The organism is Shinella sp. NM-101, assembly GCF_021401195.1.
Lineage (GTDB): Bacteria > Pseudomonadota > Alphaproteobacteria > Rhizobiales > Rhizobiaceae > Shinella.
The window spans coordinates 191,969-210,594 of record NZ_JACBFT010000004.1 but is presented as its reverse complement, the minus strand read 5'-3'; the positions used below and the strand labels follow the sequence as shown (position 1 = coordinate 210,594).

The 18,626-nt window shown below is 67.7% G+C and carries 17 protein-coding genes; 8 read left to right on the top strand and 9 right to left on the bottom strand.

The window, feature by feature from the left end:
• Positions 1 to 15 precede the first annotated feature (15 nt).
• The 4 genes from L0976_RS10350 to L0976_RS10335 are packed head-to-tail and all read right to left on the bottom strand — an operon-like array spanning position 16 to position 2,513.
• Positions 16 to 813, bottom strand: coding sequence for a pyrroline-5-carboxylate reductase (locus L0976_RS10350; protein WP_234187219.1), 798 nt, complete (start codon positions 811 to 813; stop codon positions 16 to 18).
• The gene (locus L0976_RS10345) at positions 810 to 995 is read right to left on the bottom strand and encodes a hypothetical protein (protein ID WP_234187218.1); all 186 of its coding nucleotides are present in this window, start codon (positions 993 to 995) and stop codon (positions 810 to 812) included. The genes L0976_RS10350 and L0976_RS10345 overlap by 4 nt, the downstream gene beginning before the upstream one ends.
• A gap of 32 nt (positions 996 to 1,027) precedes the next feature.
• Positions 1,028 to 1,771, bottom strand: a complete 744-nt coding sequence (locus tag L0976_RS10340) for an SDR family oxidoreductase (protein WP_234187217.1) — start codon at positions 1,769 to 1,771, stop codon at positions 1,028 to 1,030.
• Complete coding sequence (locus tag L0976_RS10335; RefSeq protein ID WP_234187216.1) at positions 1,764 to 2,513, bottom strand: SDR family oxidoreductase; 750 nt, start codon at positions 2,511 to 2,513, stop codon at positions 1,764 to 1,766. The genes L0976_RS10340 and L0976_RS10335 overlap by 8 nt, the downstream gene beginning before the upstream one ends.
• 99 nt (positions 2,514 to 2,612) lie before the next feature.
• Here L0976_RS10335 and L0976_RS10330 point away from each other — a divergent pair, with 99 nt between their 5' ends.
• The 8 genes from L0976_RS10330 to L0976_RS10295 all read left to right on the top strand — a co-directional run bounded on the left by L0976_RS10330 (position 2,613) and on the right by L0976_RS10295 (position 12,789).
• Entirely contained in the window at positions 2,613 to 5,663 is a 3,051-nt protein-coding gene (locus tag L0976_RS10330; RefSeq protein ID WP_234187215.1) for an FAD-binding and (Fe-S)-binding domain-containing protein, read from the top strand.
• 34 nt (positions 5,664 to 5,697) lie between these two features.
• On the top strand, positions 5,698 to 6,429 hold the full coding sequence (locus L0976_RS10325; RefSeq protein WP_203320225.1) for a FadR/GntR family transcriptional regulator: 732 nt from the start codon (positions 5,698 to 5,700) through the stop codon (positions 6,427 to 6,429).
• Positions 6,430 to 6,827: 398 nt separating this feature from the next.
• Positions 6,828 to 7,943: a branched-chain amino acid ABC transporter substrate-binding protein gene (locus tag L0976_RS10320; protein ID WP_234187214.1), complete on the top strand. Its 1,116-nt coding sequence runs from the start codon at positions 6,828 to 6,830 to the stop codon at positions 7,941 to 7,943.
• 90 nt (positions 7,944 to 8,033) lie between these two features.
• Positions 8,034 to 8,951 carry a branched-chain amino acid ABC transporter permease LivH gene (locus tag L0976_RS10315; RefSeq protein WP_203320223.1) on the top strand — a complete coding sequence of 306 codons (918 nt, stop codon included), beginning with the start codon at positions 8,034 to 8,036 and terminating at the stop codon, positions 8,949 to 8,951.
• A gap of 10 nt (positions 8,952 to 8,961) precedes the next feature.
• Positions 8,962 to 10,269 (top strand): high-affinity branched-chain amino acid ABC transporter permease LivM, encoded by a 1,308-nt coding sequence (gene livM, locus L0976_RS10310; RefSeq protein WP_234187213.1) that lies wholly within the window; start codon positions 8,962 to 8,964, stop codon positions 10,267 to 10,269.
• Positions 10,266 to 11,084 (top strand): ABC transporter ATP-binding protein, encoded by an 819-nt coding sequence (locus L0976_RS10305; protein WP_234187212.1) that lies wholly within the window; start codon positions 10,266 to 10,268, stop codon positions 11,082 to 11,084. Before livM ends, L0976_RS10305 begins: the two co-directional genes overlap by 4 nt.
• Positions 11,081 to 11,806, top strand: a complete 726-nt coding sequence (locus tag L0976_RS10300; protein ID WP_203320220.1) for an ABC transporter ATP-binding protein — start codon at positions 11,081 to 11,083, stop codon at positions 11,804 to 11,806. The genes L0976_RS10305 and L0976_RS10300 overlap by 4 nt, the downstream gene beginning before the upstream one ends.
• 107 nt (positions 11,807 to 11,913) lie before the next feature.
• The gene (locus L0976_RS10295; RefSeq protein WP_234187211.1) at positions 11,914 to 12,789 is read left to right on the top strand and encodes a DMT family transporter; all 876 of its coding nucleotides are present in this window, start codon (positions 11,914 to 11,916) and stop codon (positions 12,787 to 12,789) included.
• 13 nt (positions 12,790 to 12,802) lie between these two features.
• On the opposite strand, the gene L0976_RS10290 is transcribed toward L0976_RS10295, so the two are convergent.
• The 5 genes from L0976_RS10290 to L0976_RS10270 form a co-directional block, all read right to left on the bottom strand.
• On the bottom strand, positions 12,803 to 13,705 hold the full coding sequence (locus tag L0976_RS10290) for a LysR substrate-binding domain-containing protein (RefSeq protein ID WP_233290863.1): 903 nt from the start codon (positions 13,703 to 13,705) through the stop codon (positions 12,803 to 12,805).
• 66 nt (positions 13,706 to 13,771) lie between these two features.
• Entirely contained in the window at positions 13,772 to 14,977 is a 1,206-nt protein-coding gene (locus L0976_RS10285; protein ID WP_234187210.1) for an FAD-binding oxidoreductase, read from the bottom strand.
• Complete coding sequence (locus tag L0976_RS10280) at positions 14,974 to 15,792, bottom strand: NAD(P)-dependent oxidoreductase (RefSeq protein ID WP_234187209.1); 819 nt, start codon at positions 15,790 to 15,792, stop codon at positions 14,974 to 14,976. Before L0976_RS10280 ends, L0976_RS10285 begins: the two co-directional genes overlap by 4 nt.
• Before the next feature lie 12 nt (positions 15,793 to 15,804).
• Entirely contained in the window at positions 15,805 to 17,010 is a 1,206-nt protein-coding gene (locus L0976_RS10275; RefSeq protein WP_234187208.1) for a pyridoxal phosphate-dependent aminotransferase, read from the bottom strand.
• Positions 17,007 to 18,626: a hydantoinase B/oxoprolinase family protein gene (locus L0976_RS10270; RefSeq protein WP_234187207.1), complete on the bottom strand. Its 1,620-nt coding sequence runs from the start codon at positions 18,624 to 18,626 to the stop codon at positions 17,007 to 17,009. Before L0976_RS10270 ends, L0976_RS10275 begins: the two co-directional genes overlap by 4 nt.

Genomic DNA, 18,626 nt, shown 5'->3' with positions numbered 1-18,626 from the left:
CCGGTCACCCGTCGCCTAAATCCGCCGAAGCGCGCGCAGCCGCTCCAGCACGCCGTCGAGCGCCAGCGTCAGGGCATCAAGGCCGCCGTTCCTGCCGAACACGGCGAACATCTGCTCGTTGAGGCCCCCGCTCGTCGAATATTCGCGACGCAGGTCCGCCAGCGGGACGGATGGGTTTCGCAAGGCGACCAGCGAAAGGCTGTAGAAATGCTGCGCGAGATAGGCGCGCGCGCCGTCCTGCGGCAGTCCCCCTTCCTTCAGCCAGCCGACGACATGGTCCATGATCCCGAAGAAGGACCCCATCAGCGCACTGGCCGCGGCGAGCAGATCGAACTCGTCGATCGTGCTGCAGGGAACCGCCGTGCCAAGCTGCGAAAAGAGCGCTTCGACCATGCCGTTCGGCGGGAAGACCGTCGTCACGCCGCTCCGGTTGGCGACGAAGGGCAGCGGAACGGCCCGCACGATGTCAACCTCGCCGCCGATCCAGGCGCGCAGCGTGTCATGATCGACCGTCGACACCAGGCTGATGACCAGTTGTCCCGGCCGGAACCGGAGGCCACGGACCACCGCTTCGGCGACATCCGGCCGGATCGCCAGGAAGAGGATGCCGGCGGCATCCGCCACCGCCTGGTTGTCCCCTGCGACGCGAACGCGCGGCGAGAGATCCGCAAGGCGCGCCGCCCTTGCGGCGGACCGGGGAGACAGAACGATGTCCTGCCCGTCCTGCCCGCCGGCCAGAATGCCCGTGACGATGGCCTCGGTGATGGTGCCGGTGCCGATGAAGCCCAGCCGGGATCTTGCCGCCTGCGTCACCGCTCGTCCTCCGCCGCGCCATGAAAGCCGGGCGAACGCGCAGGACCAGCCTCCGGCACGGGCGGCACGCCGGGCCGCGCCCCCACGATCATCGCATGGGCGGCGACCACGGAACGGATCGCAACGGGGCGATGGTTGCGCACGAGGTCCGGCCGCCCGCCGTCTTCCTGCCTGTCGGTCATTTTCCTTCTCCAAGGCTGCCGCGCGCGCGACGTCACGTCGCCTCGAACTTCACCATCGTGCCGCCGCCGGTCGCCTGGTCGGTCGGGAAAACCTCGACGCGCGCGACATCCACATGGACGGGCAGCGCGATCACGTCGTTGACGATGCGGGCGATGTGCTCCGGCTGGATCGGCCGGTAGCCGTCATAGAGCACGGCCTGTGCCTGGTTGTCGGCGATGGATGTCCTGTAAAGGTCCGTCTGGACGCGGCCGGGAACGATCTCGGTGACCCGCACGCTGGTGCCGAGCAGGTCGCAGCGCAGGTTGTCGCAGAACAGGCTGAGGCCCGCCTTCGACGCGCCGTAGGCGCCCATGTTCGGATACGGCGCCTGTCCGCCGCTGGAGCCGATATAGATGAGATGGCCGCGCCGGCGCGCCACCATGCCCGGCAGCACGACGCGCGTCAGATGCAGCGGCGCCTTGAGATTGACGTCGATCATCGCGTCGATCTCGGCCGGATCGATGTCCTGGAAGGCGGCGCGGGTCGACAGGATGCCGGCATTGTTGACGAGGATGTCCACCTCGACGCCGGCCAGCGCCCCGGCGATGCGCGCGGTGTCGCGCACATCCGCCTGCACGGGGATCGCGCCGGTCGCGCCGGCAAGGTCGGCAAGCTGCGCCTCGTTGCGGCCGATGGCGTAGACCGTGAGGCCGAGGGCGCGCAGGGCCGGAACGATGGCCCTGCCGATCCCGCTGGTCGCGCCGGTGACGACGGCGATGCGGCAGGCGTCAGACATAGATGTAGCCTCCGCTGATCACGACGTTCTCGCCCGTGGCATAGGTGTTGCGGCTCGAGGCCATCATGACGATCCATTCGGCCATTTCGGCGGGCTCGGCGGCGCGGCCGAGCGCGCTGGCTTTGGCAAGCTCCGGCAGGAAGCCGAGTTCCTTGGCCCGGTCGGTGGCAAAGCCGGCGGGCGCCACGGAATTCACCAGGATCTGGTCTGCGGCGCATTCCTGCGCGAAGGACTTGGTGAGGCTGACGACGGCGGCCTTGGTGGCGGCATAGTGCGCGTTCTGCGGATGCGCCTTGAAGGCATCGACGGAGGTGACGTTGACGATGCGCCCGGTCACCGCGGGCGCGTTGACGAACTGGCGCATGTGGCGCACGGCCGCGACCATCATGTGATAGGTGCCCTTCACGTTGATGGCGTTCTCCAGGTCCCAGTCCTCGTCGGTGATCTCCAGGATGGGCTTGCGCGGATAGATCGCCGCGCTGTTGACCAGCGCATGGATGCGGCCAAGCCGGGCGGCGACCGCCTCGAAGCCGCCATGGGCCGTCTCCGCGCGGGAAATGTCGGCGACGGCGGTCGCCACCTCGGCGCCAAGTGCCTCCAGCGCCGCCGCGGACGACGCGAGCAGCGCCTCGTTGCGGTCGATGAGGCCGATCTTCGTCGCGCCCTGCGCGATCATCAACCGGGCGGTCGCAAGTCCGAGGCCCGAGGCGCCGCCGACGATGACAACAGACTGGTTCTTCACGTTTCCGACCTCGCGATAGTGGGTTGCGCCGTCATACTGGCATGTTATCACTTATATGCCAACTTATAGGAAGCACAAGCCCCTTTCCCGGACGCCGACATGATCCCTCGCCTTGGAGCCGCACCCCGCAAACCGTCACCGGGCGAGGCGTTCCTGTCCTATCTCGCAGGCGCCGGCTTTGCGGGAGACATCGGCCGTTCGGCGGCGGAGCGCACGGTCTTCGCCACGGACAATTCCATCTACCAGGTCGAGCCGGAAGCCATCGTCTTTCCGCGGGACGCCGGCGACCTGAAGCACATCGCAAGCGCCCTCGCCCGGCCGGAATTTACCGATGTCACCATCGCCCCGCGCGGCGGAGGAACCGGCACAAACGGCCAGTCGCTGACATCGGGCATCGTCGTCGACTGCTCGCGGCACATGAACCGCATCCTCGACATCGATCCCGTACGCCGCGTCGCGCGGGTGGAGGCGGGCGTCGTCAAGGACCAGTTGAACAGGGCGCTGGCGCCGCACGGCCTGTTCTTCGCGCCGGAGCTTTCGACTTCCAACCGCGCGACGATCGGCGGCATGATCGCGACGGATGCCTGCGGCCAGGGCTCCTGCCTCTACGGCAAGACGAGCAACCATGTGCTCGGCCTGCGCGTGGTGCTTGCCGACGGCACCGACTTCCTCTCCCGGCCGGTGGGCGCGGAGGAATTGCGGGCGCTCCAGGCGCGGGGCGACCGGATCGGCGACATCCACCGCACCCTCGCCCGCATCGCCACCGACGACCGCGCCGAGATCGAGCGCATCTTCCCGAAGCTCAACCGGTTCATGACCGGCTACGACCTCGCCCACCTGCAACGCGACGACGGCCTCTTCGACCTCAACGCGGTGCTCTGCGGCTCGGAGGGCACGCTGGCCATGATCGCGGAGGCGGAGCTCAATCTCCTGCCCCTGCCCGCGCAGGCGGCGCTCGTCAACATCCGCTACGATGATTTCGACGCCGCCCTGGAAGACGCCCGCAATCTCGTGGCGCTGAACGTCGCCTCGGTCGAGACGATCGACGAGACCGTACTGCGCCTTGCCAAGGGCGATATCGTCTGGCCGCGCATCGCGCCCTTCTTTCCCGACGACGCGGACGGTCCGGCCAACGGCATCAACATCGCCGAAGTGCTGGCCGAGACGCCCGCGGCGCTGGCGGAAAAGCTGGACGCCGTCACCGCGGCGCTGGAGCGCATCCCCTTCGCCGGTCGCAAGGGGTTCACGATCACCCGCGGCAAGGCGGATGTCGAGGCGGTCTGGACCATGCGCAAGCGCGCCGTCGGCCTGCTCGGCAATGTGGACGGGCCGACGCGGCCCGTCGCCTTCGTCGAGGACACCGCCGTGCCGCCGGAAAACCTTGCCGCCTATATCCGCGAGTTTCGCGCCCTGCTCGACGGGCACGGCCTTTCCTACGGCATGTTCGGCCATGTCGATGCCGGCGTGCTGCATGTGCGCCCGGCCCTCGACCTCACGCGGCCCGGGCACGCGGCGCTGGTGCGCACGATCAGCGACGCCGTGGTGGCGCTGACGCGCAAATATGGCGGCGTGCTGTGGGGCGAGCACGGCAAGGGCGTGCGCTCGGAATATGTGCCGGCGTTCTTCGGGCCGCTCTATCCGCGACTCCAGGAGATCAAGGCGGCATTCGACCCGCTCGGCCAGCTCAACCCCGGCAAGATCGTCGCGCCGGCCGGCCGCGCGTTGCCGAAGATCGACGCCATCCCGCTGCGCGGCGCGCTCGACCGGCAGATCGGCAACGACATCCGCGCCGCCTTCGACAACGCCGCCTACTGCAACGGCAACGGCGCCTGCTTCGATTTCGACGCCGACGGGCTGATGTGCCCCTCCTACAAGGCGACGCGCGACCGGCGCCAGTCGCCGAAGGGCCGCGCCTCGCTGATGCGCGAATGGCTGCGGCGGCTTGCCGAGAAGGGCGTCGATCCGCGCCGCGAGGCCATGCGCCGGCCCGCCGGAGGGCTGGCACGGCGGTTGTGGAACAGCCTCAATCCCGCCAATCGCGACGACTTCTCCCACGAGGTGCGCGCGGCCATGGACAGCTGCCTTGCCTGCAAGGCCTGCGCCGGGCAATGTCCGGTGAAGGTGAGCGTGCCGGCCTTCCGGGCGAAGTTCCTTGCGCTCTACCACCAGCGCTATCTCAGGCCGCTCAAGGACCCGCTGGTCGCGGCCATCGAAACCACCCTGCCGCTGATGGCGCGGATGCGCCCGCTCTACAATCTCGTCGCCGGCTCCGCCGCCGGCCGGGCCGCGATGCGCCATGCGGGGCTGACCGCGCTGCCGCTCCTTCCGCCGCTCTCCCTGCGCCGGGTGCTTGCCCGGCTGGAGGTGCCGCTCGCCACGCCCGCTCGCCTGCAGCGGCTCGATGCCGCCGCGCGCGCAAGGGCCGTCGTCTTCGTGCCGGATGCCTTTACCGAATTCTTCGATCCGCAGGTGCTGCTCGACGCGGTGGCGGTGGCGCGGCTGCTCGGGCTTTCGCCGCTCGTCGCGCCGGCGCTGCGCAACGGCAAGGCGCTGCATGTGCACGGCTACCTGCGGGCCTTCGAAAGGACGGCCCGCCGCACCGCCGCCGCGCTCGACAGGCTGGCGGAGGCCGGCGTGCCGCTGGTCGGCATCGACCCGTCGATGACGCTTGCCTTCCGCGGCGAATATGCAGGAACCGGCATGCGCGCGCGCATCCTGCTGCCGCAGGAATGGCTTGCCGCCATGATCGACCGGCTGCCATCAGGCGAAAGGCCGCGGCGGCATGTGCTGCTGGCGCACTGCACGGAGCGCACGAACGCGCCGGCCGCTTTCGCCCAGTGGCGGACGGTCTTCGAAAGGCTTGGCGTGGACCTTGCTGTCGGGGAGACCGGCTGCTGCGGCATGGCCGGCACCTTCGGCCACGAGGTGCGCAACCGCGCGCTTTCCGAAACGCTCTACAAGATGAGCTGGCAGCCCGCGCTGGCCGCCACAGGTCCGGCGGACGTGGTGATGGCGACGGGCTATTCCTGCCGGTCGCAGGCCGCGCTGATGGACGGACGGACGCTTGCCCATCCGCTCCAGGCGATCCGCGCCGTGCTGCAGGAAGGCCGCGCGCTTCCCTTGGGCGGGGATGCGACGTATGATATGTGATAAATTAGAAGTCTAAGGCAGGGGCGGTATCGCAATGTCGGTCATAACGCAGCGCGGCAATCTCGCTGAAATCGTCGTCGCCAAGCTCGCCGAGCGCATCGATTCCGGACTGTACGCCCCGGGCGAGAAGATCCCGTCGAGTGCGCAGCTCTGCGAGGAGTTCGGCGTTTCCCGTACCGTCATCCGCGAGGCGCTGACCTCGCTCAAGGTCGCCGGCCGCGTGATCGCCCGGCAGGGCGCGGGCGTCTACGTCACGGAAAAGGACGCAAGGACGCTGAACTTCGAGATCAGCCGGATCGACGACATCCGCTCGGCCATGCAGATCCTCGAACTGCGGCTTGGCGTGGAGATGCAGTCCGTGGCGCTTGCGGCCCAGCGCCGCACGCCAGAAGCGCTGGCCGAGATCGCCCGCGCCTTCGACCATATCGAGAACCTCGACACCGGGGACGCCGAGATCGAGGCGCGCGCCGATTTCGAATTCCACCTCGCCATCGCCAAGGCGACGCGCAACCCGCATTTCCCGCGGTTCCTGGAAGCCGTCATGGGGGAGATCAACTTCGATCTCGTGCTCAAGCACAGCCAGTCCGGCCGCTCCTACAACGCCTATCTGAAGAAGATAAACCGGGAACACGCCGCCATTCTCGCCGCGATCACCCAGGGCGATGCCAAGGCGGCAAGGCAGGCGCTTTCCGCGCATCTCGAGGAAAGCCTGAGCCGCTACCGCGCCCTGCTGGCCGAGCCGGCGGACGCGAAGACGAAAAAGTGATCTCGCGTCCCCCGCTCCGGGCAAACCGCGCCCCTTGACCCTGCTCCGCGGACGAGATGACCGGCGTCTCGCGCGCCGGCGCGCAGGCGTCCGCCGCCCCGGCCGCGGGGCAACGCCGATGTATCAAGGATAGCTTGTCGATCGACGGAATTTCTTACGCAGGCCCATGGCTGGGCAGCCCATATACTCCTTTCAGTGGCGATGGAACTTGCAAGGCGCTCCCCACACGACGCGCGTGCGGGACGCAGATCATGGCGGATACGTCATGATCCCTGCTGTCCGTCCTTCCAGGGATGCGCGCCCGCAAGAGGCCGGCGCCGCCCCTGCAACGACAAGAGATGCGGACGAACCGCATCCCGCTGAATCGTAAAAGGCTCAACCAGAGGGAAGCCCCGCACATGACCCAACTTCCGAAATTCCTGGCGGCGACCGCCATCGCCTCCTGCCTGCTTCTCGCGCCGGCCCTTGCCGCCGACACCATCAAGATCGGCGTCGCCGGCCCTTATACCGGCGCCAACGCCACGTTCGGCGAGCAGGTCTATAACGGCGTGTCCGCCTATGTGAACGACGTGAACGCCGCCGGCGGCATCAACGGCAAGCAGGTCGAGCTGGTGAAGGGCGACGATGCCTGCGAGCCCAAGCAGGCCGTGGCCGTCGCCAACCGCTTCGTCGACCAGGACAAGGTGCAGGCGGTGATCGGCCACTTCTGCTCGTCGAGCACCATCCCGGCCTCGGAAATCTACAACGATGCCGGCATCCTGGAGATGACGCCGTCCTCCACCAACCCGACCGTCACCGATCGCGGCTTCGACAACCTGTTCCGCGGCTGCGGGCGTGACGACCAGCAGGCCGTGGTGGCCGGCAACCTCATCCTCGACACGCTGAAGCGCGACAAGATCGCGCTGATCCATGACAAGGACACCTACGGCCAGGGCCTCGTCGACGCTGTCAAGAAGACCATCGAGGCGCGCGGCGTCCAGCCGGTCCTCTATGAAGGCCTGACGCGCGGCGAACGCGACTTCAACGCGCTCGTCACCAAGATCAAGAGCACCGGCGCCAATGCCGTCTATTTCGGCGGCCTCATTCCCGAAGGCGGCCCGCTGGTGCGCCAGTTGAAGGAGCAGGGCGTCGACGTCGTCTTCGTCACCGGCGATGCCTTCGCCCAGGCCGAACTGGTCGCGGCGGCCGGCGGCCCGGCCAACCTGAAGGACGTCTACTATTCCGCAACGCCCGATCCGCTCGCGGACCCCGCCACCAAGGGCGTCCAGGACGCGCTGACCAAGGCCGGCGTGACGCCCGCCAACTACGTGCTCTACGGCTATGCCAATGCCCAGGCGGTCGTCGCGGCGCTGAAGGCCGGCGAGGATCTCCAGGCCCAGGCCGCCTGGCTGCGCGCCAACACGGTCAATTCCGCTATCGGCAACATCACCTGGGACGAGAAGGGCGACATCAAGGACTTCAAGTTCGTCTTCTACAGCTTCGACGACAAGGGAACCCCCGTTCTCGTGAAGTAAGGGCGCTTCGCCCATGCCGGCCGGGCCGCCGCCCGACCGGCACCGCCTTGCCAGGTTTCAGAAGGACCGAACGTCCCCGGGGGTTCACGCATGGATGTCTACATCCTCGTCCAGCAATTGTTCAACGGCATCACGCTCGGCACGATCTACGGCCTGATCGCCGTCGGCTACACCATGGTCTACGGCGTCATCCGCATGATCAACTTCGCCCATGGCGACGTCTACATGGTCTCGGCCTACATCGCCGCGATCACCCTTGCCGTGCTCACCTTCTTCGGCATCCAGTCCGTGCCCTTCGCGCTCGTCACGGTGCTGGTGATCACCTGCGCCATAACGGCCGTCTACGGCTGGGCCATCGAGCGCGTCGCCTACCGGCCGCTGCGCGGCTCGACCAAGCTCGCCCCGCTGATCTCGGCCATCGGCATCTCGCTGATGCTGCAAAGCTACGTGCAGATCTCGCAGGGCGCGCGCGACCAGGGCGTGCCGACCCTCGTCAGCGGCGCCTTCCGCTTCGGCGACGGCACCCATTTCGCGCAGATCACCTACATGCAGACGGTCATCCTCGTCGCCTCGCTGATCGCCATGGGCATCCTGACCTATGTGATCAACTACACGCGCATCGGCCGCGAATGCCGGGCCACGCAGCAGAACATCCGCATCTCGGCCGTGCTCGGCGTCAACACCGACCGCATCATCTCGACCGTCTTCGTCATCGGCGCCGCCACGGCCGCCGTCGGCGGCACGCTCGTCACCTTCAACTACGGCTCGTTCAACTTCTTCATCGGCTTCGTCATGGGCATCAAGGCCTTCACGGCGGCCGTGCTCGGCGGCATCGGCTCGCTGCCCGGCGCCGTGCTGGGCGGCGTGCTGCTCGGCCTGACGGAGGCGCTGTTCGCCGGCTATGTCAGCACCGACTACAAGGACGTCTTCGCCTTCGCGCTGCTCATCACCCTGCTGTTCTTCCGCCCCTACGGCCTGCTCGGCCGGCCGGAAATCCAGAAAGTGTGAGGGCAGGGACATGGCACAGAACCGCTTTTCCACGCTTTTCAGGCAGGCGCTCCTCACCTTCACCGTCTCGCTCGTGCTGTTCGGCCCGATCTCCGGCCTCGTGCTGGAAGGGTTCTCGTTCCGCAACGAATTGGCGCGCGCGGTGCTGCTGGCCGCCATCGTCACCGCCGGGCGCATCGCGCTGTCGCTGGTCGACATGACGGCCTTCGGCCGCCGGATCGCCGGCAGGACCGCCGGCAGCGGCAGCGGCGTCACGGTCATGACGGGCAGGGAGAAATCGCCCGCGCTCATCCTCGTGCTGGTCTTCGCCGCCGGCCTCGCCCTGCCCTTGTTCGCCGACAAGTATTTCCTCGGCATCGCGATCCTGGCTTTGATCTACTGCCTGCTCGGTCTCGGGCTCAACATCGTCGTCGGCCTTGCGGGGCTGCTCGACCTCGGTTTCGTCGCCTTCTATGCGGTCGGGGCCTATCTGCTGGCGCTCGGCGCGCAGTATCTCGGCCTCGGCTTCTGGAGCGCGCTCGTTATCGCGCCGTTCCTGGCCGGCCTGTGCGGCATGGTGCTCGCCTTCCCGGTCCTGAAGATGCATGGCGACTATCTCGCCATCGTCACGCTCGGCTTCGGCGAGATCATCCGCCTCGTCCTCAACAACTGGCTGGAATTCACCGGCGGCCCGAACGGCGCGCCCGTGCCGCCGCCGACCCTTTTCGGCCTCGAATTCACCCGCACGGCCAAGCAGGGCGGCGTGCCGCTGCACGACTATCTCGGCATAGCCTACAGCGCCGACTACAAGTTCTGGTTCATCTATACGGTGCTGTTCCTCGTCGTCTGCCTGGTCGTCTATGCCGTGGAGCGCCTGCGCGTGATGCCGCTCGGGCGCATGTGGGAGGCGCTGCGCGAGGACGAGATCGCCTGCCGCTCGCTCGGCGTGAACCACGTCTTCACCAAGCTGACGGCCTTCATGCTCGGCGCCTCGACCGGGGGGCTGGCGGGCGTGTTCTTCGCCGTCCACCAGGGCTTTGTGAACCCGACCTCCTTCACCTTCTTCGAATCCGCCCTCATCCTCGCCATCGTCGTGCTCGGCGGCCTCGGCTCGACCGTCGGCGTCATCGCCGCCGCGCTGGTGCTGACCATCCTGCCTGAACTGCTGCGCGATTTCGCCGAATACCGCGTGCTGATCTTCGGCGTGATGATGGTCGTCATGATGATCTGGAAGCCGCGCGGCCTCGTGCGCATCCAGCGCCCGGCCTTCTTCCCGAGCACCGCCGCCGGGGGCCTCGATGCGGCCCCGCTCGCCGCGCGCCCGGAGGCGGCCCGATGACCGCGCCCCTTCTCGACGTGCGCAACGTCACCATGCGCTTCGGCGGCATCGTCGCCAACCGCAATGTCAGCTTTGCCGTCGAGCGCGGCGGCGTCACGGCCCTGATCGGCCCGAACGGGGCCGGCAAGACGACGATGTTCAACTGCATCACCGGCTTCTACCGCGCCAGCGAGGGCCAGATCCTGCTGGACGGCCCCGGCGGCGCGCAGGACATCGGCGCCCTGATGACGAAGCCGATCACCGGCGGCTCGCATCTCGTCACCCGTGCCGGCATCGCCCGCACCTTCCAGAACATCCGCCTGTTCAAGGAAATGTCCGTCGTCGAGAACCTGCTGGTCGCCCAGCATCTCGTGACGGCCAACAATGTGCTCTCCGGCGTCTTCCGCACCCCGGCCTTCCGCCGGGCCGAGCGCGAGGCCGTCGACCTTGCCTATCACTGGCTCGGCGAGATGAACCTCGTCGACGACGCCAACCGCCTTGCCGGCGAGCTGCCCTACGGCCGCCAGCGCCGCCTCGAGATCGCCCGGGCGATGTGCACGGGCCCGCGGCTCATCTGCCTCGACGAGCCGGCCGCCGGCCTCAACCCCTCCGAGACGCGCGAGCTTTCCGAGGTCATCCAGCGGCTGTGCGGCGAGCACGGCCAGACGGTGCTCGTCATCGAGCACGACATGGGCCTCGTGATGCGCATTTCCCAGCATATCGTCGTGCTCGACCACGGCGAGGTGATTTCCGACGGCACGCCGGAGCATGTGGCGAACGACCCCGCCGTCATCGCCGCCTATCTCGGCGTCAGCGAAGAAGAGGTGGAGGCATGAGCGAGGCAGGAACACCGCTGCTCGAACTCTCGGGCGTGCGCGCCCATTACGGCCCGGTCGAGGCGCTGAAGGACGTCAACGTCCATATCTTCAAGGGCGAGATTGTCAGCCTGATCGGCGCGAACGGCGCCGGCAAGACGACGCTGCTCTCGTCCATCTTCGGCGCGCCGCGCGCCTCCTCAGGGCATATCCTGCACCGGGGCGAGGACATTTCCCGCCTGCCGACGAACCGCGTCTCGCGGCGCGGCATCGCGCTCGTGCCGGAGGGCCGGCAGATCTACCAGGACATGAGCGTGGAGGAGAACATGATGATGGGCACGACGCCCATCGGGATGGCGCATTTCGAGGAGGATCGCTCCGCCATGTTCGAGCTCTTCCCGCGCCTGAAGGAGCGCCGCAACCAGACCGCCGGCACCATGTCCGGCGGCGAGCAGCAGATGCTCGCCATCGCCCGCGCCATGATGGCCCGGCCGGAGCTGATCCTCTTCGACGAGCCCTCGCTCGGCCTCGCCCCGCTCGTCGTCAGGCGCGTCTTCGAGGTGCTGGGCGAGATCGCCGCCATGGGCAAGACGATCTTCCTCGTCGAGCAGAACGCCAACCACGCGCTGAAGCTCTCCAGCCGCGCCTATGTCATGGTCAACGGCCGCATCCACCTGTCCGGCGAAAGCGCCGCCCTCCTCGACAACGAGGACGTCCGCAAGGCCTATCTCGGCCTGCACTGAGCGGGAGGGACGAAGCGGAGCGGCACCGGACGGAGATCGCGGGTTACCCGTCGCAAGCGGGCCGCCCTGTGCTATCAGGTGGTCAACGATTCTGAGTGTGTAGTCCCATGACCCCCAAGACCCGCGGTTATCTTTTCGCCTTCCTGGCCGTCTGCATCTTTGCCGGCCAGGACGCGATCACCAAATATCTGGGCGATCGCTATCCGGCCCTGTTCATAACGATGATCCGGTTCTGGGCGTTCGCGCTCTTCGTCTGCGCTTTCGCCGCCTCCTCGCCGGGCGGCATCCGGCAGGCGGTCCGCACCCGGCGCCCCTGGCTCCAGGTGGCGAGAGGGCTCCTGCTCGTCGCGGAGATCGTGCTCATCGTCTTTGCCTACGTCCATGCCGGCCTTGCCATGAGCCAGTCGATCTTCCAGGCGACGCCGCTGATCATCACCATCCTCTCGATCCCCCTGCTCGGCGAGGCCGTCGGATGGCGGCGCGGCACCGCGGTGCTGGTGGGCCTCCTCGGCGTCCTCGTCATCATCAATCCCGTGGACGTGCATTTCGACATGTCGCTTCTGCTGCCCCTCGGGGCATCCGTGCTGTTCGCGCTCTACAGCATCGCCACGCGCGCCGTCGGCCGCGAGGATTCGGCCGTGACGAGCCTCTTCTACGCCGGCATGGCGGGCGCCGTCGCGATCTCGCTGATCGGCCCGTTCTACTGGACCGAGGTCCGGTCCGCCGACTGGTTCGCCCTTGCGGCCCTCTGCGTCTGCGGCACGCTCAGCCACTATTTCCTGATCCGCGCCTACGGCCTGCTGCCGGCCGCCGAGGTCCAGCCCGTCACCTATTTCCAGCTCGTGCTCAACGTCATCCTCGCCGTCTGGCTGTTCGGCGAGATCGTCACGCTCAACATGATCGCCGGCGCCCTCATCGTCGTCGGCGCCGGCCTCTTCACCATCTGGCGCGAGCACCAGCTCGCAAGGCGCCCCTCGCCCTGAGGGCATCCGCCGCTCACCAGTGCTCGGAGGCGATCCAGTCGCAGAAGGCGGAGATGATCTTGACCCGCTTGTGGGCCTTGGGAACGACGAGATAGAAGCCGGGGACGTCCTTCTTGTCCATCGTGTCGAGCACGTCGATGCCGAGCGGCGCGACGAGGACGCCCGCCTCGATGTCGCCCAGCGCGTCGAGCTTGGAGACGAGCCCGACGCCGATGCCCGAAATGCTGCCCCTGCGCATCGTGGCGGCGTCCTGGAACTCGATCTCGCCGGCCATCTCCAGCGACGGCAGGCCGAGATGGGCGAGCACCTTGCGCCAGAGGTCGCGCGCCATGACGGGATGGAGCAGCGTCATGCGGCCGAGGTCGGCGGGCGAGCGGATCTGCCTGGCAAGGTCCGGCGAGCAGCAGATGATCTTCGGATCGTGCATCAGCAGCCGGACGTCGTATTCCTTCCAGTTGCCGAAGCCCCACTGGATCGAGACGTCCACCTCGTCGGCCGCGAAGTCGCGCACATTGACCATCGTCGTCAGGCGGATGTCGGCGCCCGGCATGAGCTGGCGGAAGCGCTCGAGCCGCTCCATCAGGTAGCGCGTGGCGAAATAGGGGCTGACATTGATGTTGATGCGGTTGCGGTAGGTCGAATTGGTGACCCGGCGGATGCCTTCCGTGAACTCGTCGAAGCCGGCCTGGATGAAATGCGACAGGACGATCGCGTGCTCCGTCGGCTCGATGACGCGCGCCTTGCGCTCGAAGAGCGGCACATGCAGGGTATCCTCCAGCAGCTTGATCTGCTGGCTGATGGCCTGCGGCGTGACGAGAAGCTCGTCCGCCGCGCTGCGGAACGTGCCCTGGCGCATGACGGCCCAGAAGGCGCGCAGCGCATTGAGAGGGGGAAGCCGCGTATGTTGTCCAGCCAATTCACCCTCCGGTAGACGACGCATCGCATTGCAGCCGGCCCCGCCTGCCGGCCGGGCCGGTCGCCGTTATATCACAGCTTTCTCGAGGAACGGGCGATTCTCCACGATCCGCTCGTAGCCGACCTCCGTCAGGTCGAGCGTGCGATATTCGCCATAGACGATCAGCTCGCACACCCCGCGCCCGGTCGCCGGTCCCTGCTGCAGGCCGTGGCCGGAGAACCCGTTGGCGAAGACGAAATTGCGCACCACGGGATGGCGGCCGACGACCAGGTTGTGGTCGAGCGTGTTGAAATCGTAGTGGCCCGCCCACTGGTTCACCGCCTTGATCGCCTCGAAATCCGGCGAGCGCCCGGCCAGCGCCGGCCAGATGATCTCCTCGAATTCCTCGTAGCGCGGCTCGAAATCGTCCCAGTCGGCCGCGGGGTCCTCCACCGGCGGGCAGCCCGCCAGGAAGAAGCGCCCTTCGGGCCGGCAGAACACGCCGGACGGATCGATCATCAGCGGAAGCCGCCCCTGGTTGACCCGCGCCGTTCCCTCCGGCGTTCGGGCGCAATCGAAGACGAACAGTGTGCGCTTGCGCGGCTCGACGGGAATGTCGAGGCCGGCCATGCGGGCGGTCAGCGCCGCGCGGGGGCCGGAGGCGTTGACGATCGTGCCGGCCTCGACGACCGCGCCCGATTTCAGCGTCACCGACGTCACCCGGTCGCCATCGCGGCCGATGGCCACGGCTTCGTCCGTGACATAATCGACACCGAGCGAACGCGCCTTGTTCCGGAAGCCGTACATCAGGCCGGTATTGTTGAACCAGCCCTCGCCGGACCGGCCGTAGGAGGCGAGCTCGATGTCGGCGACGTTGAGGTGCGGGAAGGCGTTCGCCAGTTCGTCGCGGTTCCACAGCACGACATCGGCGCCGCAGGAGACCTGCGCCGCGTGGTTCTCGCGCAGCACCTGCACCTGCGCCGGGCTATTGGCGAGGAACAGGTAGCCGCCCGGATGGAAGCCGAGATCCGGCCGGTCGTCGCCGACCTGCATCATCTCGCCGAAATTGCGGATGACCTGCGAGCCGTACTGGCTGATCTTCACGTTGATCGGGTTGGAGAACTGCGTGCGGATCGAGGACGACGAGAGCGAGGTCGCCGCCTTGAGGTAGGTCGGGTCGCGCTCGACGACGAGCACCGAGCCGTCGAAATCGGGGTTGGCCGAAAGATAATAGGCGACGGCGGAGCCGATCACGGCGCCGCCGACGATGACCACGTCGTACCGGTCCTTCATTTCGATGCCTCGTCGTCGGGATGGCCGATGTCGACGAACCATCCGCCGAGATAAAGGGTGGAGGGCGCCTTCGGATAGGCTGGCGGCTTTTCCGCCTCGACCTTCGCGCGGAAGCGCTCCGTATCGTCCTTCGGCACGTAGCCGAGATGGCCGGCCCCGGAATTGTCGACCGGCTTCACGGCATTGTCGGAGAGGCCGAAGCTGATCGTGTGGCCGACATGCGGCGCCGTCAGGCTGGCCGTCACCAGGCGGATGCAATCCTCGAAGGACAGCCAGGACCAGAGCATGCGGCGATCCGCCGGCTCGGGGAAGGAGGAGAAGATGCGCAGGCACACGCTCTCCAGCCCGAACTTGTCCCAGTAGAAGCGGCTCAGCGCCTCGACGAAGCATTTGGAAACGCCGTAGAGGCTGTCGGGCCGCACCGGCGCCTGCGTGTCGATATGGGCGTCCAGCGTGTGATAGCCGATGGCATGGACGGAGGAGGCATAGACCACGCGCCTGACGCCGTGCTTCCTGGCGGCCTCGTAGATGTGGTAGCTGCCGCGGATATTGGCGTCGAGAATGTCCTGCCACGGGCTTTCCAGCGGAATGCCGCCGAAATGCACGATGGCATCGACACCGTCGACCGCCCTCGTCACCGCGGCCTCGTCGGCAAGGTCGAACACCATCGCCTCCTCGTTCGGCTGGATGTCCGCGATGTCGCTGATATCCGCAAGGCGGAGCCTTTCGGCCAGCGGCGCAAGGCCCCGGCGCAGTTCCGTGCCGAGGCGGCCGGCCGCGCCCGTGATCAGGATGGTCTTGTAAGGCTTGGACATTCTTCCTTCCAATCAGAATTCGAGTTTGGCGACGGCGGCGCCGATGCGCTCGACCGCCTCGGCCAGCACCGCCTCGGAGGTGGCGGTGGAGATGCGGAAGAAGGGGGAGAGGCCATAGGCCGCGCCCGGGACGGCCGCGACATGCGCCTCCTCGAGAAGATATTTCGCGACCGCGACATCGTCGTCCAGCGTCCCGCCCGAGGGGGTCTTCGCGCCGATCAGCGCCGCACAGCCGATATAGGCGTAGAAGGCGCCCTCCGGCGGATCGAGGCTCAGCGCGTCGATCTCCGCGATGCCGGCGACCACGAGGTCGCGGCGCCGCTCGAACGCCGCGCGGAATTCGGCGACGCAATCCTGCGGCCCCTCCAGCGCCGCCCGGGCGGCGATCTGCGCGGGGGCGGAGACGGAGGTGCAGGACTGGCTCTGGATCGTCGCCATCGCCTTGATCAGGTCCTTCGGGCCGGCGGCGTAGCCGACGCGCCAGCCGGTCATGGCATAGGCCTTGGACATGCCGTTGACGATCAGCGAACGCTCGCGCAGTTGCAGGCAGGCCGCGCCGAAGGAGACGAAGGCGCGCCCGTCGAAGAGGATGTGCTCGTAGATCTCGTCCGACAGGATCATCACGTCGGGATGCTTCGCGAGCACCGCGCCGAGCGCCTGCAACTGCGCTTCGCTATAGACCGCGCCGGACGGATTGCCCGGCATGTTGAGGAAAAGCCAGCGGGTCTTGTCCGTGAGCGCGGCTTCCAGCATCTCCGGCGTCAGGCGGAAGCCGTTCTCGGCCGGGCAGGCCGGGGTGACCGGCACGCCGCCGAAGAGCTTCACCATTTCCGGGTAGGAAACGAAGTAGGGTGCGGGCAGGATCGCCTCGTCGCCCGCCTCCAGCGTCGCCATCAGCGCGTTGAAGATGATCTGCTTTGCGCCGTTGGCGACCGCGATCTCGTCGATCGCATAGTCGAGGCCGTTCTCGCGCCTGAACTTGCCGGCTATGGCGCGGCGCAGGTCCGGCGTGCCGAGCGAGGCGGTGTAGAGCATGCGCTCGCTGCGGGCCGCCGCGAAGGCGGCCTCGGTGATGTGGGCGGGTGCCGGGAAATCCGGCTCGCCGAGGCCGAGGTCGATCACGTCGATCCCGGTCGCCGCGAGGTCCCTGGCAGCCTGCGAGACGGCCATGGAGGCGGAGGGCTTGACGGCGGAAAGCCGGCTGGCGACATGGCTCATCGTTTCTTCTCCGTCACGTAGCCCCTCGACAGGTCTTCGGCGTCCGCGTCGCCCGCGCGCTCGGCCGGGTTTCCGAACCCGCCGCCGCCGGGCAGTTCCAGCACCAGCCGGCGGCCCGCCGGCACATGCTGCCAGCCTTTCGGCCGCAGCTTCGTGCCGTCATCCAGCCGCGCCGAGCCGGGCGCGCCGTCTTCACCGCCGTCGCGTCCGCGCGGCGGCGTCGCGATGCGGTCGAACATCGCCGAGAAGTCGAATTCATGGCCGTCTGCCGGCGCGATCTCGATCACCTGGCCGAGACCGCCGCGATACTTTCCCGCGCCGCCGGAATCCGGGCGCAGTTCCTTGCGCCAGACGACGATGGGGCCGGTATGCTCGGTCGCCTCGATCGGCATGGTATGGACGCCGGAGGGAAAGGCCGTCGCGGACAGGCCGTCGATGCCCGGCCGCGCGCCCATGCCGCCGGAGTTGAACATCAGCACCTCGGCGCGCCGGCCGGCGGCGCCGGCGACCGGGCGGACCGAAATGTGGATGTTCCACAGCGCCGCCGCGCCTTCGGCAAGGATCCGGCCGGGCAGCGCCCGGGCGAGCGCGCCGAGAACCAGGTCCGGCACCATGTGGCCGATGACGTGGCGCACCGACACCGGGGCCGGCCGCTCCGCATTGAGGATATTGGTCGGCGAGGAGACGTCGAAGACGGCGAGCGAGGCGGCATTGTTCGGAATGTCCGGCGCCACCACGCATTTCAGCGCATAGCAGGCATAGGCCTTGGTGTAGATCAGCGGCACGTTGATGCCCCAGCGGCTCATGCCGTCCGTGCCGGAGAAATCGACGTTGACGCCGCTGTCGGTGATCGAGACCGCCGCCGCGAGCCGGATCGGCTCGTCATAGCCGTCCGTCAGCATCTCGTTCGTCCACGTTCCCTTCGGCAGGCCGGCGATGCGCTCCATCGTCGCCGCGTGGGTGCGCGACAGGATGAAGTCGCCGAGCGTGTCGAGATTGTCGTAGCCGACCTCGTCCAGCATCTCGATCAGCCGGCGGTGGCCGACGTCGTTGCAGGCGGCGAGCGAATAGAAGTCGCCGATCACCTGGTTGGGCTCGCGCACGTTGAGGCGCAGGATCCTCAGGAGGTCCCGGTTCACCTCGCCGCGCTCGGCGAACTTCATGATCGGGATCTGGATGCCTTCCTCGTAGACCGACTTGCCGTCCGCCCCGAAGCCGCGCCCGCCGACATCGACCACATGCGCCGTGCAGGCGAAGAAGCCGATCAGCTCATCCCCCTTGAAGGAGGGCGAGACCATGGTGATGTCGTGCAGGTGGCCGGTGCCCTTCCACGGGTCGTTGGTGACGTAGGTGTCGCCCGGATACATCTCCTCGCGCGGGATCTCGGCGATGAAGTGCAGCACCGCCTCGGCCATGGTGTTGACGTGGCCGGGCGTGCCGGTGACGGCCTGGGCGAGCATCTCGCCCTTTGCGTTGTAGACGCCCGCCGAAAGGTCGCCCGCCTCGCGAACGGAGGTGGAGAAGGCCGTGCGCAGCAGCGTCAGCGCCTGTTCCTCGACGACCGAGATCAGGCGGTTCCACATGACCTGCATGCGAATTTCGTTGATGTCGCTCAT